The organism is Chitinophaga sp. YR627, from assembly GCF_900114995.1.
Taxonomy (GTDB): Bacteria; Bacteroidota; Bacteroidia; order Chitinophagales; family Chitinophagaceae; genus Chitinophaga.
Window position 1 is genome coordinate 596,289 of record NZ_FOUX01000002.1, and the last position, 20,549, is coordinate 616,837.

At 45.1% G+C, this 20,549-nt stretch carries 14 protein-coding genes and 3 tRNA genes; 10 read left to right on the forward strand and 7 right to left on the reverse strand.

All coding sequences use genetic code 11. The annotated features are described in order from the left end of the window. Positions 1 to 4 precede the first annotated feature (4 nt). Positions 5 to 2,254: a DUF4838 domain-containing protein gene (locus tag BMZ72_RS11135; protein ID WP_177222756.1), complete on the forward strand. Its 2,250-nt coding sequence runs from the start codon at positions 5 to 7 to the stop codon at positions 2,252 to 2,254. A gap of 384 nt (positions 2,255 to 2,638) precedes the next feature. After that, positions 2,639 to 5,170 carry a TonB-dependent receptor gene (locus BMZ72_RS11140; RefSeq protein ID WP_255373180.1) on the forward strand — a complete coding sequence of 844 codons (2,532 nt, stop codon included), beginning with the start codon at positions 2,639 to 2,641 and terminating at the stop codon, positions 5,168 to 5,170. Between the two features lie 103 nt (positions 5,171 to 5,273). Here BMZ72_RS11140 and BMZ72_RS11145 read toward each other — a convergent pair whose 3' ends face one another. Continuing rightward, positions 5,274 to 6,812 carry an alpha-N-arabinofuranosidase gene (locus BMZ72_RS11145; protein ID WP_089808229.1) on the reverse strand — a complete coding sequence of 513 codons (1,539 nt, stop codon included), beginning with the start codon at positions 6,810 to 6,812 and terminating at the stop codon, positions 5,274 to 5,276. Positions 6,813 to 7,346: 534 nt separating this feature from the next. On the opposite strand from BMZ72_RS11145, the gene BMZ72_RS11150 reads away from it, so the two are divergent. Together BMZ72_RS11150 and BMZ72_RS11155 are read left to right on the forward strand one after the other, a co-directional pair. Continuing rightward, positions 7,347 to 7,419, forward strand: a tRNA-Gly gene (locus BMZ72_RS11150). A 75-nt stretch (positions 7,420 to 7,494) separates the two neighbouring features. Further along, positions 7,495 to 7,567 (forward strand) — tRNA-Gly (locus tag BMZ72_RS11155). Between the two features lie 1,109 nt (positions 7,568 to 8,676). On the opposite strand, the gene BMZ72_RS11160 is transcribed toward BMZ72_RS11155, so the two are convergent. Both BMZ72_RS11160 and BMZ72_RS11165 read right to left on the reverse strand, forming a co-directional pair. Next, entirely contained in the window at positions 8,677 to 8,877 is a 201-nt protein-coding gene (locus tag BMZ72_RS11160; RefSeq protein ID WP_012789914.1) for a hypothetical protein, read from the reverse strand. A gap of 51 nt (positions 8,878 to 8,928) precedes the next feature. Further along, positions 8,929 to 9,954 (reverse strand): glycosyltransferase family 2 protein, encoded by a 1,026-nt coding sequence (locus BMZ72_RS11165; protein WP_089808231.1) that lies wholly within the window; start codon positions 9,952 to 9,954, stop codon positions 8,929 to 8,931. A 113-nt stretch (positions 9,955 to 10,067) separates the two neighbouring features. Here BMZ72_RS11165 and BMZ72_RS11170 point away from each other — a divergent pair, with 113 nt between their 5' ends. Together BMZ72_RS11170 and BMZ72_RS11175 are read left to right on the forward strand one after the other, a co-directional pair. Further along, positions 10,068 to 11,216 (forward strand): sensor histidine kinase, encoded by a 1,149-nt coding sequence (locus BMZ72_RS11170; RefSeq protein WP_012789912.1) that lies wholly within the window; start codon positions 10,068 to 10,070, stop codon positions 11,214 to 11,216. A gap of 64 nt (positions 11,217 to 11,280) precedes the next feature. Continuing rightward, a tRNA-Leu gene (locus tag BMZ72_RS11175) sits at positions 11,281 to 11,364 on the forward strand. 149 nt (positions 11,365 to 11,513) lie between these two features. Here BMZ72_RS11175 and BMZ72_RS11180 read toward each other — a convergent pair. The 4 genes from BMZ72_RS11180 to modA all read right to left on the reverse strand — a co-directional run bounded on the left by BMZ72_RS11180 (position 11,514) and on the right by modA (position 14,725). Continuing rightward, on the reverse strand, positions 11,514 to 12,260 hold the full coding sequence (locus BMZ72_RS11180; RefSeq protein WP_177222757.1) for a glycerophosphodiester phosphodiesterase: 747 nt from the start codon (positions 12,258 to 12,260) through the stop codon (positions 11,514 to 11,516). 165 nt (positions 12,261 to 12,425) lie between these two features. Then, on the reverse strand, positions 12,426 to 13,274 hold the full coding sequence (locus BMZ72_RS11185; protein ID WP_089808236.1) for an ABC transporter ATP-binding protein: 849 nt from the start codon (positions 13,272 to 13,274) through the stop codon (positions 12,426 to 12,428). 24 nt (positions 13,275 to 13,298) lie between these two features. Further along, positions 13,299 to 13,973 (reverse strand): molybdate ABC transporter permease subunit, encoded by a 675-nt coding sequence (gene modB, locus BMZ72_RS11190; protein WP_089808238.1) that lies wholly within the window; start codon positions 13,971 to 13,973, stop codon positions 13,299 to 13,301. Then, positions 13,970 to 14,725 carry a molybdate ABC transporter substrate-binding protein gene (modA, locus tag BMZ72_RS11195; protein WP_089808240.1) on the reverse strand — a complete coding sequence of 252 codons (756 nt, stop codon included), beginning with the start codon at positions 14,723 to 14,725 and terminating at the stop codon, positions 13,970 to 13,972. The genes modB and modA overlap by 4 nt, the downstream gene beginning before the upstream one ends. Positions 14,726 to 14,924: 199 nt before the next feature. Here modA and BMZ72_RS11200 point away from each other — a divergent pair, with 199 nt between their 5' ends. From BMZ72_RS11200 to BMZ72_RS11215, 4 genes are all read left to right on the forward strand, one after another. Next, the gene (locus BMZ72_RS11200) at positions 14,925 to 15,863 is read left to right on the forward strand and encodes a helix-turn-helix domain-containing protein (RefSeq protein WP_089808242.1); all 939 of its coding nucleotides are present in this window, start codon (positions 14,925 to 14,927) and stop codon (positions 15,861 to 15,863) included. Between the two features lie 86 nt (positions 15,864 to 15,949). Beyond that, on the forward strand, positions 15,950 to 16,792 hold the full coding sequence (locus BMZ72_RS11205) for an oxidoreductase (RefSeq protein WP_089808244.1): 843 nt from the start codon (positions 15,950 to 15,952) through the stop codon (positions 16,790 to 16,792). A gap of 388 nt (positions 16,793 to 17,180) precedes the next feature. Continuing rightward, positions 17,181 to 19,661: a DUF2339 domain-containing protein gene (locus tag BMZ72_RS11210; protein WP_089808246.1), complete on the forward strand. Its 2,481-nt coding sequence runs from the start codon at positions 17,181 to 17,183 to the stop codon at positions 19,659 to 19,661. Then, positions 19,639 to 20,523, forward strand: a complete 885-nt coding sequence (locus tag BMZ72_RS11215; protein WP_089808247.1) for a hypothetical protein — start codon at positions 19,639 to 19,641, stop codon at positions 20,521 to 20,523. Before BMZ72_RS11210 ends, BMZ72_RS11215 begins: the two co-directional genes overlap by 23 nt. Positions 20,524 to 20,549: the final 26 nt, after the last annotated feature.

A 20,549-nucleotide genomic window follows, 5' to 3' on the forward strand; every position in this document is an offset into this window, starting at 1 on the left:
CAGGATGATGCACAGCCTACTGCTTATTATGACGCTGCTGACCTATAATAGTTGTCAGTCCTCTAAAGAGAATATCAATCTGGTGTCAGCTGGCAGTTCAAAATATGTCATTGTCCTGCCGGATGAAGCGACCAGACATGAAACGAAAGCCGCTACCCTGCTACAGGATTATATCAAACGCCTGTCAGGTGCTTCGTTGCAGATCATCTCAGAAAAAGCGCACAAAAACCAGCCAGGCATCTTTATAGGTAATACTTATTATGCCATTGCTCTTTACCCGGAGAAAGTAAAAGGAGAAGGTTTCCTGATCGTCACCAACAAACAGGATGTATGTATTAAGGGTGGTACCGGCAAAGGTATTTTGTACGGGGTCTATACTTTACTGGAGAACTATTTCGGTTGCCGGAAATATGCAGACATACCTGTCACTGTACCTGTATCTAAACACCTGCAGTTACCGCAGCAATTGAGAGATAAACAGACGCCCGCCTTTCTGTACCGGGAAACCTACTACCCTGCCGCATTCGATGATGAATACCTGGAATGGCACAAACTCCACCGCTTTGAAGATCTGTGGGGGCTATGGGGACATTCTTTCTTTAAAATACTACCACCAAAGAACTATTTCGCTACACATCCTGAGTACTACGCGCTTGTCAATGGAAAACGACAGGCCAGTCAGCTTTGTCTGAGTAATGAAGGTGTTTATACCTTCATGGCAGACTATTTCCGTAAGGCCATCGCTGATAATCCGGATGCCATGTACTGGTCTATTGCACCCGAAGATGGGGGAGGTTTCTGTACCTGTGATGAATGTAGCAAGGTCAATGCAGCAGAGGGTGGTCCGCAGGGTACACTGATTCGTTTCATCAACCGTATCGCAGCACTCTTTCCGCAACAACAGTTTACAACACTTGCTTATCAGTATACCGCGCATCCACCTTTAAAAACAAAGCCGGCAGGCAATGTATACATCATGCTTAGCAGTATCGATGCATATCGTCAGGAACCATTGAGCAGTATTCCTTCTGCCGCAGCTTTCAGAAGAGACCTGGATGGATGGGGCGCTGTGACGGATCATATTTTCCTGTGGGATTATACCACACAGTTCACTAACTACCTGGCGCCTTTTCCTGACTATAACAACCAGCAGGCAAATCTGCAATACCTCGCGGCGCATAAGGTACAGGGTGTCTTTTCTCAGGGCAGTGGCGATACATATAGCGATATGGCCGCCTATAACAGTTATCTGCAGGCTAAATTACTGTGGAACCCCGGCCTGACAACAGAAGAGATCACCAGTGATTTTCTTAACGGTTATTATGGCAAAGCAGGGCCATTTATCGCACAATATCTCCAGGCCCTGACAACCACGCTGCACAATACCAAAACGCAACTGGATATCTACGGCAATCCTGTTAATAACTACAAAAATTATCTGTCCCCGGAAGCGATCGATCAGTATTCTTCCTTATTGGATAAGGCGGAAAAAGCAGTGGAAGGAAATGATCCATTACTGGCAAGAGTATACAACACGCGGCTGCCGCTGGAATATACGGTGCTGCAACAATCCCGTTTTTTCGGCACAGAGAAATTCGGTTATCTTATTCCCGAAGGAAATGGTTTCACTGTCAATCCACGCTGGCCGGAACGTGTAAAGAAATTCGTTGCGCAGTGCAAACTGGCGGGCGTAAAAGAACTCTCTGAAGGCGGCAGCAATGCAGATGCCTATCAACAGGAATGGGAGCAGATCTTCTCCCGCAAATGGATCAATAGTCTGGCATTCCACGGAAAAGTGATCCTTGTAAATCCCTGGGCAGAAGATTATCCTGCGAAAAGAGAACAGACATTGACAGATGGATTACAGGGTGATAAGGACTTCAGCATCAACTGGCTGTTTATCTATGGTAAAGACCTGATAGCCACCGTTGATATGGGTACTGAACAGACAGTCAAAGAGATACAGATGAATTTCCTGCAGGATGCACGTCATTATATTTTTAATCCCACTGATATTGTTATAGAAACTTCTGTGGATGGAACGAACTTCACCCCTGCTGGTAAACAGCCAGGCAACCCTCTTACCGCAGAAGAATATGATGCAAAGGTCAATACTTACCGTTTCTCACTACCTAATGTAAAAGCCCGTTATATAAGGGTAACAGGCCGGTGTCTGCAAACGATCCCTGACTGGAGAGACGCTCCTATGGGCAAAAAGGCGGCTATCTGCTGCGATGAGATCTACGTATTGTAACGGAGGGATAATAAGCGCCCGATCAGCTGTTTTTAAAAGATTTCCCCTGAAAATTTCCATTGTTGCATTCCTATTTATATATTTGTCTACAAATTCACTAGACTAATAGCATTCTGTTGCCTATCATTGACGTGAGCCACCAGCATGTCGATTCCGCGAGCAACAGGGATGCGTATCAACCTGTAGTATGCAGTCTGTTGAATGCATGACTATTTAGATGAAACAACAGCTTTTCAATCTCGCGGATTAACTTAATTACATACTGTAAGTCTGTAGCATAAGAGTCACCTGTATGCTGTGCTATCTGCATGTCTGTACCCAAAACACGTTTGAATTACTATCACCTAATATGTTTTAATTATGCGAAAATCATTACTCTTCCTTATGCCAATTTTACTTTTGGCCGGCACAGCATTTTCCCAGGATGCTGTTGTAGGCGTGATAAAAAATGGTGAGGGGACATCAGTTGTGGGGGCAACTGTGGTAATCAAGGGCACCAATGTTCACGCTATTGCAGATACAAGCGGACGATTCAGCATTCCATTGCGGAGGGCATTTCCATTTACCCTGTTAATCAGTTCCCTGGGATATAAACTGGAGGAGGTAAAACTAACCAGTCTTCCAACAAGCCCGCTGGCTATTACCTTATCCAGCGATAACAGTCTGTCGGAAGTCGTGATCTCCTCCCGCCGGCGTCTGGAAACCGCACAACAGGTACCTATTCCGATCTCCGTAATCAGCGGATCGCTGGTAGCAGATGCCGGTGCATTTAATGTTAACCGCCTGAAAGAGATTGTACCTACCGTACAATTATATTCCTCCAATCCCCGGAATACGACACTGAACATCCGTGGTGTCGGATCTACTTTCGGTCTGACGAACGATGGTATTGACCCGGGTGTCGGCTTCTATGTAGATGGGGTGTATTATGCCCGTCCGGCAGCGACTACACTTGACTTTATTGACATAGAGCAGGTGGAGGTATTACGCGGACCACAGGGTACGCTCTTCGGTAAAAACACTACCGCAGGCGCCTTCAATATCACCACAAGACAGCCCAGCTTTACTCCGGAAGCTAATTTCGAAGTAAGCTATGGTAACTATGGATATATTCAGGCAAAAGCAGCCGTATCAGGACCGCTCAGTAAGAAATTTGCCGCCCGCGTATCCTTCTCCGGTACGCAGCGCGATGGTACGCTCTATAATGTGGTAACACAAAAACACATCAATGATCTTAATAACCTGGGCTTACGCGGACAGCTGTTGTATACGCCATCAGACAAGGTGAAGATCACCCTGACTGCGGACAATTCCGAGCAGCATCCGGAAGGTTATGCACAGGTAGTAGCAGGTGTGGCGCCAACCTTACGACCTGCCTACAGACAGTTCAAACAGATCATTGCTGACCTGAATTATAAACTGCCCAGCGAGAATCCGTTCGACCGGCTGGTAGACCATAATACCCCATGGCGCTCTGGTAATGAACTGGGCGGCGTTTCCCTGAATGTAGACGCCAAAATAGGCGGTGGTACACTGACGTCTACTACTGCCTGGCGTTACTGGAACTGGGATCCATCCAATGACAGGGATTTTACCGGTCTGGCGGTATTACAGTTATCACAGGCGACTTCCAAACATAAGCAATGGACACAGGAGGTACGCTATGCCGGTGATCTGACTTCCCGCCTGAGCGGTGTGATAGGTGTATTTGGCATCTGGCAGGACCTGAAAACAGATCCGGCGCATATTGAAGAATCAGGCGATGCGCAGTGGCGTTTCTCTCAAAGTTCCACCAGCGAATTATGGGCTACACCAGGTTTATTTGATGGTTATGGTATAAAAACGGTATCCCGTCTGAAGACTTTCGGCGGCGCTGTATTCGGTCAGTTAGACTGGGCCATCACCGATCAGATACATGTATTGCCTGGTCTGCGCTACAACTACGACAAGAAAAAAGTAGACTACGACCGTAAGACATATGGCGGTTTACAAACAGACGATCCAGATCTGATCGCACTGAAAAACATTGTATATACCAATCAGACCTTTAATGCGGATGTAGATGAAAGCAATGTCTCCGGTCAGCTGACACTTGCTTATAAACCAACTAAAGCCATCAACGCATTTGCGACCTATTCCACCAGTTATAAACCAATCGGTGTGAATCTTGGAGGTTTACCTACCTCGGGCGGTAAAGTCATGACTGAACTGGCGAGGATCAATCCTGAATCTGTAAAACACTTTGAAATCGGCGTTAAAACATCTCCGGGCAAGAATGCCACGGCGAATATCGTCTACCACAGAACAGATATCAAAGACTATCAGACGCAGGTACAGACCGCAGAAGTGGGTGTAAACCGTGGTTATCTGGCCAATGCTGAAAAAGTAAGGGTGCAGGGCGTGGAACTGGATGCGAGTCTGCGGATACACAGTGCTGTGTCCCTGTATGGCTCCCTGGCCTATACAGATGGTAAATATGTTTCTTTTAAGAACGCACCGGTACCATTGGAGGAAACAGGTGGATCAGCTGCTTTTAAAGATATTTCAGGCGGAGAATTGCCAGGTATTTCAAAGTGGGCAGGTTCTATCGGTGGAGAGATCGTTTCTAATCCGGGTATCATCCTGGGACAGAATGCCCGCTTTTTTGTGGGCGCAGATGCCTATTTCCGCTCTTCTTTCTCTTCCAGTCCGTCACCATCCAAATACCTGAATATTGACGGTTATACCCTGTTCAATGCCCGTGCAGGTTTTCGTGCGCTGAACGGACTGACTGTTTTTGTATGGGGACGTAATCTGCTGAATAAGGACTACTTCGAGCAGTTACTGCCAGCGGCGGGTAATGCGGGTCATTATGCGGCTGTATTGGGTGATCCACGCACCTATGGCGTGACAATCCGTTATTCTTATCATCAGTAATACTATCTGGTCAATTACCTATCATAAAAGAGAGGCTGTCCGCATTCCGCGAACAGCCTCTCTTGTTCTCTGTGCTACCCTCCAGGGTAATATCTATACCGCTTTATTTCAGTTCCAGTACTACGACAGAAGCAGGTGGCAATTCAGCTACCAGCTGGTCACCCTGTTTCTTTGCGCCGTTGAACTTCTCAATGTGGATCTTGTTTGGCTGATCGAATGTATTCACATCGGTCACTTTGCCGGAAGTTACGATCTGACCACTTACTGTTTTCCACTTCACATCCTGTAAACTGGTAGATACGGTGATCTTCTGAGTAGGATTCAGGTTTACCAGTGAGATATGTACAACACCTGTTGAGTCCTGTGAAGCAGATACATTCACAGCAGGGATCTGTTCGTTGCCGGAAGTATATGCAGGACTGTTCAGCTGAACAGGCAGGTATTGCGCATCATGATGTACTTTATACAGGTCAAATATGTGGTAGGTAGGTGTCAGCAGCATTTTCTCCTTATCCGTCAGTATCAGTGCCTGTAATACGTTGACGGTCTGTGCCAGTTCTGCCATTCTCACACGGTCGCTATGGTTGTTGAAAATATTGAGTGTGGTACCGGCAATCAGTGCATCGCGCAGACTGTTCTGCTGGTATAAGAAGCCCGGATTTGTACCAGGTTCCACATTCGTCCAGATCCCCCATTCATCTACCACCAGGGCTACACGTTTTTTAGGATCATACTTATCCATGATCGCCGAATGTTTGATCACGAGTGAATCCATTGCCAGGCATTTCTTCATAGTGGTGAAGTATTCCTGTTCGCTAAAACTGGTGGCAGAGCCTTTATTGTTCCAGGTTAGTGGTACAGTATAATAATGCAGACTAACACCCCACATCTGATGCAAAGGCACCTGTTTCATGATGGTTTCTGTCCAGTTAAAGTCGTAGTCGTTTGCACCACTGACGATCTTTTTTAATGGAGCGCCGGGATAGTTACGCGCATAAGTGGCGTATCTTTTATACTGGTCTGCATAAAAGGCAGGTGTCATATTACCACCACAACCCCAGCTTTCATTCCCTACGCCCCAGAAGCTTACTTTCCAGGGAGCTGCATGACCATTCTGTTTACGGATGGCGCTCATCGGACTGATACCATCGAAGTTGAGGTATTCCACCCATTTGGCCATTTCTTCTACGGTACCGCTACCTACGTTTGCGGAAACATAGGGTTCACATCCCAGGAGTTCACAGAGCTCCAGAAATTCGTGCGTACCAAAGCTATTGTCTTCTGTTACACCACCCCAGTTGGTATTCACCATTTTCGGACGTTGTTCTCTTGGACCGATACCATCGCGCCAGTGATATTCATCTGCGAAGCAACCACCCGGCCAGCGAAGGTTGGGAATATGGATCTTCTTCAGTGCATCTACAACGTCGAGGCGGATGCGGTCTTTCTTTTGTACGTTCAATGCGGGATCAACCCAGAAACCATCATAGATACAGCGGCCGAGATGTTCAGAGAAATGTCCGTAAATATGACGGCTGATGGTATGATCTGATTTAGGCTGAATAACCAGACTTGCAGTGTTTTGTGCCTGTGCTGCGAATGCACACAGCAGTAATAACAGGAAGGACAACTTGCTCTTCATAATTTAGAATTTATGTACAATTGACTTAGGCAGATCTTTTGTGAAGACGTGGAATGGTTGCTAAGATAGAGAAAATAAATGTCAATCATACAACTATTTTATTCTCTTAAATAAGGTCTTGTCGGGGCTTAAAAGGAAGCATCAGCACTAAGGATAAACATGATATATTTATATTGATCAACCGGGTGAGATAGTCTGATAAAGCATTGATATTTTCCCTATCCGGTATACGAAAACGTTGTCATGTTATAAAAAATACAACAAAAGACAATATCCCTGACTCCGTCATACATACGCTACAAAACACCTTGCTGCAAAGCATTCCAGCGGACAAAAGAACAAACAGTGCGATAATCAGTCCGATATATATTGCATATTTTTCTGAAAAAACTGCACAAATATTTTGTGATTTCAAACAATGTTGTACATTTGCAATCCCAATCGCGAACAACGCGAACGGAAAACGAAAAAAGTTCTTAATAAGACGATCAGTTTTAAGTAAGCAATTTGCCACATAAAATTGATTTTTCACCTGCGGAAGTAGCTCATTTGGTAGAGCACGACCTTGCCAAGGTCGGGGTGGCCGGTTCGAGCCCGGTCTTCCGCTCTCTGTTATAAAAGTTCTTACAAATAGAGATCAGTTCAGGTAGTCATTCACTACATTCAATTGATTCTTTTACCCGCGGAAGTAGCTCATTTGGTAGAGCACGACCTTGCCAAGGTCGGGGTGGCCGGTTCGAGCCCGGTCTTCCGCTCTCTGTTAAAAGTCCTGGTGTTATACATCAGGATTTTTTTTATGCCCTTAAAGCCCTGTTTATCTTCTTTCCCGGCAGTGTTTCTCCTTCATTGCTGTCTACAGATTTCCTCTTTTACCATTCATAGTTCATCCAAACAGTTTATCTTTTGAAAATTAGCTACATAATTGAAAACCATTCACTTCTGAGTGTATTTCATATCACGCTGTCCCCTTTTGATAACAACAAGCTAATCTCTGGTGCCTATCTCCCATATCAAATAACCTCTCCCCGTAAAATGCTTACTGAAACAATCACCAGCCTGTAATGCGAATCCTACGTTAGATACGTCTACTTTAAGATGTTTCTTTATTAAGAGAGCTCATTTGACCTTGTAAACGTTCGCTGATATAATCACCAGCCTGTAAAGCCAATCCTGCATTAGATATGTCAGCTGTAAGGTTTTTCTTTATTGAGGCGTCATTTCACCTTATCAAAGGTCCACTGAAACATTCACCAGCCTGTAAAGCTATTCCTGTATCTGATAGCTGTAAACCTTCACCAGGATTAAAAGCAGGGTCACTGTAACCCTATATAAGGACTATAACGTAAGCTTTTTCTGTACCGTCTTTATCCTGATTGCATCAGGAAGGTATCTCATAGATATCCCGTAGATAAGCCGTAGATAACCCGTATATATCCCAATCTTATAGATACGGGTTATCTATGGGTTATCTACGGCTTATCTATAAATAGCCTACGGGATATCTTGCTTATCTAGCTAATACTCAACCGAATCTGACAGATCTCATAGAATGAGATGATGAATATTTACATGTTGGGGGATTTCAGAAGAGAAAGCATAAAATGCAGATCGCGAGGTATCCTTATAGCACATCGTATTATCTAAAGGCTGATAAACAGACAGTTATAAATTTATTCCTATGACCTTTCAGTGGCTATAAAGAGAAGATTATCAACTTAATACGTGCTTTTCACATGGACCAGACGTGGACTTGATCCGGATGTCACCTGGAGAGACAGGCGTATGAGGCACTCCAGCGGGCGGGATAGGCAAAAAAAAGCCTCCCGGTAGTACCGGGAGGCTTTTACCAATATAATTAAGTCTCTTATTTATATTTCGGATTGTACAGTGTATTCTCTGGTACAGCAACTTCAGGTTTACCCTTGTAACGGTGCTTAAACAGATTATAACATCCACCTAAAACAAATGACAGCAGGCAGAAGATTGTCACGTAAAACAGGAAACGGGAAGATGATACCCAGCTACCGGTAAAGTCGCTCTTATTTTCAACAGTATTGTGTTCCATAGCTATTTATTTCGCATTGCAAACTTACATCATGTCAAATAATATTGCAAGTTATTTTTCCAAAGTCCCGAAAGTCTTGCGGTTCAGGAAGTAATAACGCCATATCATGATACCATGAAAAACCCCTGACAACTCCAGCAAACGCTTCTGTGGGAGCCGGTCAGACGATAATTTATAATTCCTCCGCCAGCGGCGGTAATCTACATAAGCCCTGCATATCGCCTTCATATCGGCAGGTTTACCTGCCACCAGGCTCTTCACAGCCGCCAGCAGATCCAGGAAGAAACGCTGGGATAAAACGATCCAGCGGTCCGCCGGATGCAGGTTTTTCCACAACATCATCAGGTTATTCCGGAAGTTCAGGTACAGTTTACGGGGATTACCCTGCGGCAGACTCCCGCCTCCCACATGATATACAATAGAGTCCGGGCAATAACAGATACGGTAACCTGCTCTTTTGAGTCGCCAGCACAGATCTACCTCTTCCATATGGGCGAAGAAACTGGCGTCAAAGCCGCCTACTTCATGAAAACAGGCCGAACGGATAAAGAGGGCTGCACCTGTTGCCCAGAAAATATCCTGTGCATCATCATACTGTCCTTCGTCCATTTCGGTGGTATATAATATTCTGCCCCTGCAGAAGGTATATCCCAGGATATCCATCCATCCTCCTGCCGCTCCGGCATATTCAAATTCCTGCTTGTTATGGTAGAAACGTAATTTAGGCTGACAGGCAGCTACATGATGATCGCGCACCATCTGTGCCACAACCGGCTCGATCCAGCCAGGTTCCACTTCCACATCCTGATTCAGTAATACATATATATCCGCCTTTACATGTTGCAGGGCCATATTATAGCCACCTGCAAACCCGTCGTTGGTGGGGTTCTGAATAATGCTGACCTGCGGAAACTTTTCACGCACAAACGCCACACTATCATCTGTCGAAGCATTATCCGCCACATATAACTGCAGGTTCCCATAAGTGGAACTGCATACTGATGGCAGAAACTTTTCCAGAAAACTACGTCCATTCCAATTCAATATAACAACAGCTACCGATGGTAATACAGACAAAAGCACTCTTTTACGCGTGAATAATATTTTTTCCCTTACAAATATGCAACAAATTATAATAGCTTCTGACTACACAACACTTATTGCACATTATACTTAATTTAGTCCCCAGTATGTTTAAACAGGTTATAGGCTGGAAGTTTGTACTGGTATCCACAGCGGTGATCATCATTGTGGGTACGATCTGGTACGTAAGCAGCATCGCCAGCAAACTGGAAGAAGAAGAAACCAAGAAAGTAGCCACCTGGGTGGCTGCCAACCGTGAATTGCTCCAGGCTTCCGATGAAGCGAACCTGAACCTGGCCGTAGAGATCATCACAAATAATACCAGCATTCCCGTTATTATCACCAACGAGAATGGTCACATCATCGACTCCCGTAATCTCGATACGACCAAACTGGCCGGCAACCCCAAATACATGGAAAACCAGCTGACCACTTTCAAAAATCAGCACCCGCCGTTTATTATGGAGATCGATGCCAAAAACAACCTTTATAATTATATCTATTACGGTGACTCACTGATCCTGAAACAGGTACGCTATTACCCCTATATTCAGCTGATCGTGGTCGCCCTGTTTATCAGTATCGTACTGGTTGCATTGTCCACCTCCAACCGCGCTACCCAGAACCTTCTCTGGGTGGGTATGGCCAAGGAAACGGCCCATCAGCTGGGGACTCCCCTCTCCTCCATCGAGGCATGGATAGAGATCCTGAAAGACAATGAAGGCAACGAACTGGTTGCGACGGAATTACGTAAAGACGTAGACCGGCTGAAACTCATTACCGAACGTTTCTCCAAAATAGGCAGTGTACCACAACTGGAAGAACGCGATGTAGTCAGTCAGGTGGAATCAATGGTCACCTACATCCGGAAAAGAGCACCACAGAAAGTCATCCTGACCATGCATTGCCAGGAACATGAAATCCCTGCGATGATATCGCCTTCATTATTTGACTGGGTCATTGAAAACCTGCTGAAAAATGCGCTGGATGCCATGGAAGGAAAAGGCACCATCGATCTTTATATAGAAAATCATCCCACAAACATCGTCATTGACATCACCGATAATGGTAAAGGCATCCCGAAAGCTAATTTCGAAAAAGTCTTCAAACCCGGCTTTAGCACCAAAAAACGGGGCTGGGGACTGGGATTATCCCTTGCAAAAAGAATTATTGAAGAATACCATAAAGGGCGGCTAACTGTACGCTGGTCGGAGCTTAACAAGGGAACGACCTTTAGAATTTTACTAAGAAAATGATGTTAATTACTAATTAAATTTGTTCGTTATCAAAAACCGATTAATTTTGCACCACTTCAGAGCTGCGGAGGTGGCGAAATTGGTAGACGCGCTACTTTGAGGTGGTAGTGCCTGAAAGGGCTTGGGAGTTCGAATCTCCTCTTCCGCACGAAAGCGAAACGGTTTAGATCGTTTCGCTTTTTTATTTATGGGAGATGATTGCGTGTTCTTCTTAATGTATAGTTCTCTATCCCGTATATACTTTGCCCCTTTTTCCGGACTCAGGAGCTGCCCCCCTTTCACAAACCCGGCTCTTCCTTACTTTTGAAACAGTGATTCATACTGGGAATCAATCTGAAAACATTGCACGCCTGCCGCCTTCAACGTTGTTGCCTGCTCCTCTGCTTTGGATACCGATTCACCCGGCTGGAATGCCCAGGCATTGATCACACCTACCACCAGAATGTTACGACGATGTGCCCATTCGTAATCCTCCCTGCTGATCTTATCCGAGAAAAGATAATAATTGGATGCCTTATAGTCAGGTCTATTAATATTGGTTTCCAGCTGCTGACGGGTGCAACTGAGTCTGATCTTTCCGGTGAAGTATGCTGTGGATTCGTCTGTACCGATCATCAGCGCACTCTTATACAGATCATACTTTTTCAATAATGTGATCAACCGGGTCCAGACAGCCGTATCATTGCCATCCAGCTTATTATCTATCATCACACCCAGTTTCCCTTTGCAATGCGCCAGTACGTCTTCAAATCGCTGTACACGATAACCATTAACACCACGGAGTTTACCAATAGCTTCCCAGGTCATGGAAGATACGGCAGAGTCCAGGCCAAAAGACTGACGGAAGTTTTTATCATGGTGTGTAATGAGGACACTGTCTTTGGTCATTCGCAGATCAACCTCGACCATCCAGTAACCTTTGGCGATCGCCTTTGTAAGTGCCTTCAGACTATTCTGACCGGCGGTGCTATCAACGATACCACCCCTATGAGCAATCAGAAGATTAGGCTTTGTGGAAGGTCCAGATTGTGCGGATAATTGCATCCCGGCTAATAAAAGCGCAATAAACAGAAGAGTTTGAACAGTTTGTTTCACATCGTAGTTTTGAACATTCACCAACATGCTATACACAATAAAAGTAAATGCATTCCTGCTCCTATGCAATACCGCAACATTTAATTAACGTTAGCGGATGGTAATATTTACTGCCTATGATTTCTTCAAATGATACATATCCACATCACACGAGATATCCACATGATCGTTTACACGCACGTCCTGTCTGACCGACTTTAACCGCAATACGCCGCTCTCTATCTGTACCACTACTTCTCCATTTGGTGCTATGGATACTACTCTTCCCTTCAGACCGGAACTATCCTCCCCATTCAGAAAGAATGACGCTGGAGGCATCTGCCGTTGAAATCTGCCATTCTCCAGGTGAATCACTGTATCAGCCAGCTTCACCATTTCCTCTGCATTATGACTCACCAGGATGGTGGTTAGTCCATAGCGTTTATGCACATCCAGTAAAGTCTCCTGTAACTGTGCGCGCATACCACTATCCAGTGCAGATAAAGGTTCATCCAGTAACAACAAAGCAGGTCTTTTTGCGATTGCCCTTGCTAATGCAACACGCTGTTGTTGTCCGCCGGAAAGGGTCTGGATCTTTCGCTTCGCGAGGTTCTTTAATCCTGTCAATTCCAGCAGTTCATCCACGATCGTACGGGATTCGTTTTTGCGTAAAGCAAACGCGATATTCTCTTCCACATTCATATTGGGGAACAAGGCATAATCCTGGAATACAAAACCGATACTCCGGTGTTGTGTGGGCATATGAAATGCTTCTTCGCCATAAAACCAGAAATCACTCCCCACTTTTATATAACCATCATCCGGTTTCATAAAGCCAGCCAGCATACGCAATACGGAAGTTTTTCCGGCGCCGGACACCCCATACAAGCCTACAAATTGCCCTCTTTCAATACGCGCGCTGACATTGAATGGCAACTCCCCTTCTGCGGTATGTAAAGTCTTCTGTAAAGCGAAATCAATCATAAGCTGTATATAGCTATTTGCAGATTAATAGAATTTCGACTGTCCTGCCTTCCGGTTAAATGCATAAAGCACTAACAGGATAGAAAAAGACAGGGCCAGCAGAATGCCGGCATAGACATTTGCATTGTGATAGTTGAATGCCTCTACTTCGTCGTAGATAGCGATAGAACCTGTACGGGTTTTACCGGGTATATTTCCCCCTATCATCAACACCACACCAAACTCACCCACGGTATGTGCAAATGTCAGTACGATACCTGTCAATAGTGATGGTTTGATATTAGGCAACAATACCTTTAAAAAGGTCTCCCATTTTGATTTACCCAGGGAATAACTGGCTTCTCTCAGACTTGGCGGTAATGAGGAGAATCCTGACTGAACAGGATGCACCATAAACGGCAGACTATAGATAACGGAAGCGATCAGTAACCCGCTGTAAGAAAACACGACACGTATGTCAAAGGTTTCTTCCAGCCAATGACCAAAAAAGTTCGCCGGACTAAACGCCAGCAAAAGATAAAACCCGATCACTGTTGGTGGTAATACCAACGGCATGCTGACAATCGCTTCAATAAAGAGACTGAATACTGTTTTCTTAACAGATAACAGATATGCTAAAGGCACCGCAACGATGAACAATATCAGGGTCGTGTTCAGTGCCAGTTTTAAAGTTAGCCATATAGGATCCAGTTCTATCATTTTACGATATATCCAAACTGGTGATAAATTGCTTTTGCTTTTGCAGAATACAGGAAGTTATAGAACTTCTCCGCCGCGGCTTTATTATTCTCCTGTGCATGTTTCAGCAAAGCGGCTGACTGTTCGATAGCCGGATAGTCTTTTGTGTTTAGTTCCACCCAGGTACCCTTACCTTTCATTTCTTCAGAAATAACAATCGACTTTGCCGTAAAACCAATATCTGCGTTCTGCGTCGCAATAAACTGGCTTGTCTGGGTGATACTTTCGCCTCTTATCAGCCTGGCGGCTACTTTATCATAAAGCGCATACTTTTTCAGGATAGCTTCTGCCGCACTGCCATAAGGCGCAGTCTTCGGATTGGCGATCGCAATGCTTTTAATATTTGCGGCCAGCAATACTTTCATATTGGCATCCGGACGGATACCTGGCTTTGCGCTCCACAATACCAGCAGTCCCTTTGCGTATACTTTTGGCGGCAACAGTGTAAAGTTGTTTTCAGCCAGTTTCTGTGGAAACGCTTTATCCGCAGAAACAAAAATATCAAACGGCGCACCATGCATGATCTGCTGTGTAAGACCACCGGAGGCGCCTATCACCACATCTATCTTTGTTTTGTCCGTCTTGTTATATTCTGCTATCAGGGCCCTGATGGTGTATTGCATATTCGCAGCAACAGCAACCGTTAGTTTTGTCTGTGCGGACAGTTGCAATACAACAAGACTCAGTATAAAGAGAAAGCATAGTTTCTTCATAATCCCACTTTAGATGAATGAACGAGATGTCGTCGTATAACAAAATTAGCATTATTAATAACGGGAAACGCACATAGTCTTTCAATCAGGAATTAACTATCCGGAATTGAGTCCCTGGAAGTAACACTCTATTATCATATACCTGACCAATTCCTGATTCTCCTGTCTCATGGGGCCGATAAAATTTGTAACTTTCAGTATGGAAAAAGATGTGCCACGCCTTGGGCTGGAAAGTTTTGCAAATGAAAATTTCAAAGTTCCCCTTTTAAATGTGGAACTGTATCCGCTTGATGCAAAATATTTCAGTGTGGAGAACAGAGAACGTTATCCTGTAAAGGACTACATCTCCCCTAACCGCCGGCAGTTTTACAAGATCTTCCATATGACGGCAGGGACGGGCGTCCTTACCGTCGGACTACATCAGTACCTGATGAATGCGGGAGAGATCGCCTTTCTGCACCCGGATGAAATCATGTCCTGGCAGACTACCTCCGCTGAAACAGGTGGACACTTTTGCCTGATCCACCCTGACTATTTCACGCAGGAGACACATTTACTGCAACTCTTCCGGAACTACCCTTTCTTCCAACCGGCCAATGCGGTCGTCCAACTCACTGAGGCACAATCTGCTAATATCAACAGATCATTTGAACAGATATGGGAAGAAGACCGCGGACAGAACGAAGATAAAAAACAGGCCATCCTCCTGCATCTCCAGATGATCCTGCTGGAAAGTCAGCGGGCAGGGAGGAACCTGGTTAATTCGGCCGTTCCTGATAACTATCGCTATATACATGGGTTCCTTTCGTTGCTGGAATCCAATTTCCAGGTAAAAACGACGGACGACGTTGTGAAAATGAAAACAGCGGGTGAGTTTGCCGATCAGCTGAATGTACACCCCAACTATCTGAATACACTCGTGAGAAACCAGACCGGCAAGACCCTGCGGGAACATATACAGGACCGGTTACTGTATGAGGCGAAGGTCCTGTTGCTGCAAACAGACTGGGACATTAATGCCATCAGTTATACCCTTGGGTTCTCAGAACATGCTGCGTTTACCTCTTTCTTCAATAAAAAAGAACATATCTCACCTTCCAGATTCAGGAAAAATGCCCTGTTGCAGGTCAATATTTGAAACTCACAAGTATTGTTACGGTTTGATCAAGTCCCTGACAGCGCAATGTTTGTTCCTTTGTGTCATAAAATTAAAACATCAGAATTATGGACACACAAAGAAAAACATGGTTTGCAACAGGCTGTTCGCAGGGTATTGGTCTTGAACTGGTGAATCAGTTACTCGCAGCAGGATATAACGTAGCGGCTACCGCCCGTAACCTCGATACATTGAAAAAAGCGGTAGGCAATACTTCCCCACAATTCCTCCCTTTACAGGTTGATCTGAATGATGAAACAAGCATCGCGAAAGCGGTAGATGCCACTATTGCACAATTTAAAGCTATTGATGTACTGGTGAACAATGCGGGTTATGGCCTGATCGGTGGTATAGAAGAAACATCTGCAAAGGAAGCCCAGGCAATCTTTGATATCAATGTATTTGGCTTGCTGAACGTTACCCGTGCCATATTACCACATATGCGTGCAGCTGGCAGCGGCCGGATCTTCAATCTCTCCAGTGTATTTGGTCTGATCGCAGGTGCTGGCTGGGGCCTCTATTGTGGCAGTAAATTCGCCGTAGAAGGCATCTCCGAAGCACTGGCACAGGAAGTAAAGCCATTCGGTATCCAGGTAACAATCATCGAACCAGGATATGTACGTACAAACTTCCTGAGCAGTGGTTCTATTACCGTTCCGGAACATCCGATAGCTGCGTATAGTACTATTCAGGAAGATAAACGCAAACATAAAGAAGAGGTGCCTGGCACACAGTTAGGCGATCCGGTTAAACTGGCGGCTGTGATCATTGCCACATCAAAAGCAGCGGAAGCACCACTACGTCTGCTGTTGGGTTCGGATGCTCTCCAATTTGCAAACTATAAGATAGATATGTTGCAACAGGGAATTGCGGCCAACCGCGAAGTGACGCTGTCTACCGACTTTAAATAAGCTTTCAACCCACTCCCAGAGCCTTGACCACCCGATGTATGACTACAGCGGGTGGTTTTATATTGGAGATATCCATACAAAAAATAAAAGACTACTTTATATTAAAAAATAGAATATATTTGTTGAGTACTAGAGAGTAAGGTCGCATCTCAACCAGCATATATTCACGCATGGGAGGTCGTTTTTCCCCTTTTGCCATTGAAAACTGTCAGCACAGGGCAAACAACCTACAGCATACATATCTGGTAAGTATTGCTCCGGAAATCCATCAACAAATTCGTTTACTCAGTTGCAATGTTGATATAGCCTCGTGTTCCTGTGAATGCGGGGCTTTTTATCAATAATGGACTATACTCAATGCATTATTCCCATTAAATACCTATAGCTTATGGCTGTAATTACGTTCATCCTTTTAATTGTAATCCTGATCATTGTTATTAACACGGGGAACTCGCTCAAAAGTAAACTGGTGGAACTGGAATACAAACTGGAGCGATTACTGCGACAACAACAGGAAACGGGTCCATCTTCCCACCAGGAAGAATATACACCACGCCGGGACTGGGACAGACAACCAACTGTCAGACCGGAACCCAAACCGTATATACCACCACCGATCGTAGAGGATGTACCACTACCTCCTCCACCCCCAATAACAACAACACCCATTATCGATATACCGGCTACGCCGGAACCGGAACCAGCCCCCACGCCTGCACAGGAAGCAGCATTTACTGCTTATGAAGCAACATTGCCAGGCAACGAACAAACAGGTACCGCGGATATTTCCGGTGTATCTGAGCAGGCAACTGCCTTTACACCTCCACCATCAGCGGAACCTAAACCATCTTTCTGGGAGAAAAACCCGGATCTGGAGAAGTTTATCGGGGAAAACCTGTTCAACAAAATTGGTATTGCCATCCTTGTTATCGGTATCGGTTTCTTCCTGAAATACGCCATTGACAATAACTGGATCAATGAAACCGGCCGTACTTTCATCGGTATTCTCTGCGGCGGTATCCTGATCGGTGTTGCACACCGTTTACGCAAAACATTCAATGCATTCAGCTCTGTGCTGGTAGGCGGTGGTGTAGCGGTACTTTACTTCAGTATGACTATTGCTTTCCAGCAATACCATCTGATCAGTCAGACAGTGGCCTTTATCATGATGATACTGATCACGGCATTTACAGTCGTGCTTTCACTTAGCTATGACAGAAAAGAACTGGCTGTATTTGCTATACTGGGCGGATTCTCCTCTCCCCTGCTGGTGAGTACCGGCGCGGGTAATGCGGCTGTTTTATTTACCTATATACTGATCCTGAATGTTGGTATGCTGATACTGGCATACTATAAGAAATGGAATATTGTAAATATTATCAGCTATGCGGCTACCATTATTCTGTTTGGCAGCTGGTTGTCTGTCAGCATCCTTAATGAAGCCAGCAAACCTGTTCCTTATGTAACGGCACTGGTATTTGCGACGCTGTTTTACATTGTATTCTTCCTGATGAATGTGGTGAATAACCTGAAACAGCGGGTAAAATTCAAGGCAACGGAGATCATGATCCTGTTGAGCAATACATTCCTGTATTACGCGGCGGGTATGGTCATCCTTGCGCATATACACAATGGCATGTTCCAGGGTTTATTCACTGCATGTATCGCTATATTTAATTTCATTTTTGCTTATTCACTGTATCGTAATCAGCATGCTGATAAGAACCTGATATATCTGCTGATCGGTCTTACCCTGAGCTTTTTGAGCCTTGCAGCACCGGTGCAGTTGAATGGCAATCATATTACCTTATTCTGGGCGGCGGAGGCTGTATTGTTATTATGGCTGTTCCAGCGTTCGCGTCTGCCATTGATGAAGTACGCCGCCTGTATCGTATTTGCAATGATGACATTCAGTCTGCTGATGGACTGGGAACAGGTATACGGTGATCTGCGCTATGCGCAGTCCCGCGATATGTGGCCATTACTGAACCAGGGCTTTATTACAGGCGCTGCATGTATAGCGGCGGTATTTATCATCAGACATTTACTGAAGAAAGAAACGGAAGAAAAGTTCCTGCCGGAAACACCCGTATCTGCGGTAAGATATGCTTTCGGTCTGCTGGCGGTGGCGCTTATCTATACAACGGGTATACTGGAGCTTTACTATCAGACGAACGTGCATGCACCTGCGATCAATCCTATCTGCTCAGGTATCTACAATTACGCGTTTCTCTCCTTTGTATTGTACCGTAGCAGAAAGGAACATATTTTTCTGCAGTTGGCAGGCATTGTACTGTCGGCTATCCTGTTCATCGTATTTATCGTCTATTACAACTGGGTAATCATCGATGTGCGCACTGCTTACCTGGAAAACCATCAGCCACTCGCTCATTTCCTGTTGTCCTATCTGCTGATCGCAGGGCTGCTGACAATGTTATATCAGGCGTATCTGACAGTGAAAGCATCTGATAAAAAAGATGCTATACACATCATCCAATGGGTAGCCACCTTTGTGCTGCTGTATGTGCTGAGTGCTTCACTGGATCATATTGTAGCACTAACGGGTATACAACATGCAGAACTGGAGAATACCAGTCAGCGCATGGGATATACTATCTTATGGGGCGCCTTTGCTTTTACGCTGATTTATCTGGGATTCAGATGGCAATCAAAACAGGTGCGTATTATCTCCATCAGCCTGTTCGCGCTTACACTACTGAAGCTTTTTGCATTCGATCTGCGCAACCTTTCAGAAGGTGGTAAGATCGCCGCATTTATTTCCCTGGGTATCCTGCTGCTGGTCATTTCATTTATGTACCAGCGCCTGAAAAAAATACTACTGACCGATGAAGACAAGACAGCCAGCTAAGTTCATACAGTTATTCACTTTATTACTGACAATAACGGGTTTGTCTGCCACCGCACAGGAATTTGCGTGGCAGGCGAACCTGCCTGTTACACCTGATTCGGGGTTTTACAATATCCCGGTGACACCTGCCCTGGTAGCTAAAAGCAATGGCGCAGATCTGAGAGATATCAGGATCTATGATCAGCAGAAAGTTGTTTCCTATATCCTGGCCTGCGACAGCAATCAGTTCGTTGCCTTACCGGCGCCTGTAGTTACACCGGTAAAAGAAGCGCCGGCCACACGGACGGTGCTGCATCTGCAATTTGCAGATGCTTCCCTGATCAGGCAGTTGCAATTCCAGATCAATACACCCGGTTATTATTACCGTATCGCGTATATCACGGATGACTGGCGATCAGGTATTGCATCCGGCGAGCGGTTTGCCCTTGCTACAGGACAGCCCAATATCATTAAACTGCGTACACCGCTGAAAACGACGGAGTGTTACATTGTGATAGAAAATGAAGACAACCAGGCGCTCAAAATAAAAACAGTGCATGCGTGGCAGGCGGCTTATCACCTGACTACCTGGCTGGAAAAAGGAAAAAGTTATGTGGTGAAGACCGGCAATCCGGCGCTCAGTGCGCCAGTATATGACCTGCCTTATTTTGCGGGCAAACTGCCTGTCCGTATTCCTGTACTGAAGGCGGACAATATCACAGTGGCTCCCGGCGTTATATCTCCAAAGCCAACAACTATTACAAAAGAAGAACCTACAATCTTTAAAACCAAAGGATGGATCTGGGCAGGCATAATAGGTATCATCATACTCATCTCATTGCTTACCATCAGATTACTCAGAGATATGCGTGAAAACAAATAAGACTGATTTCTGCATCATTGCAACAA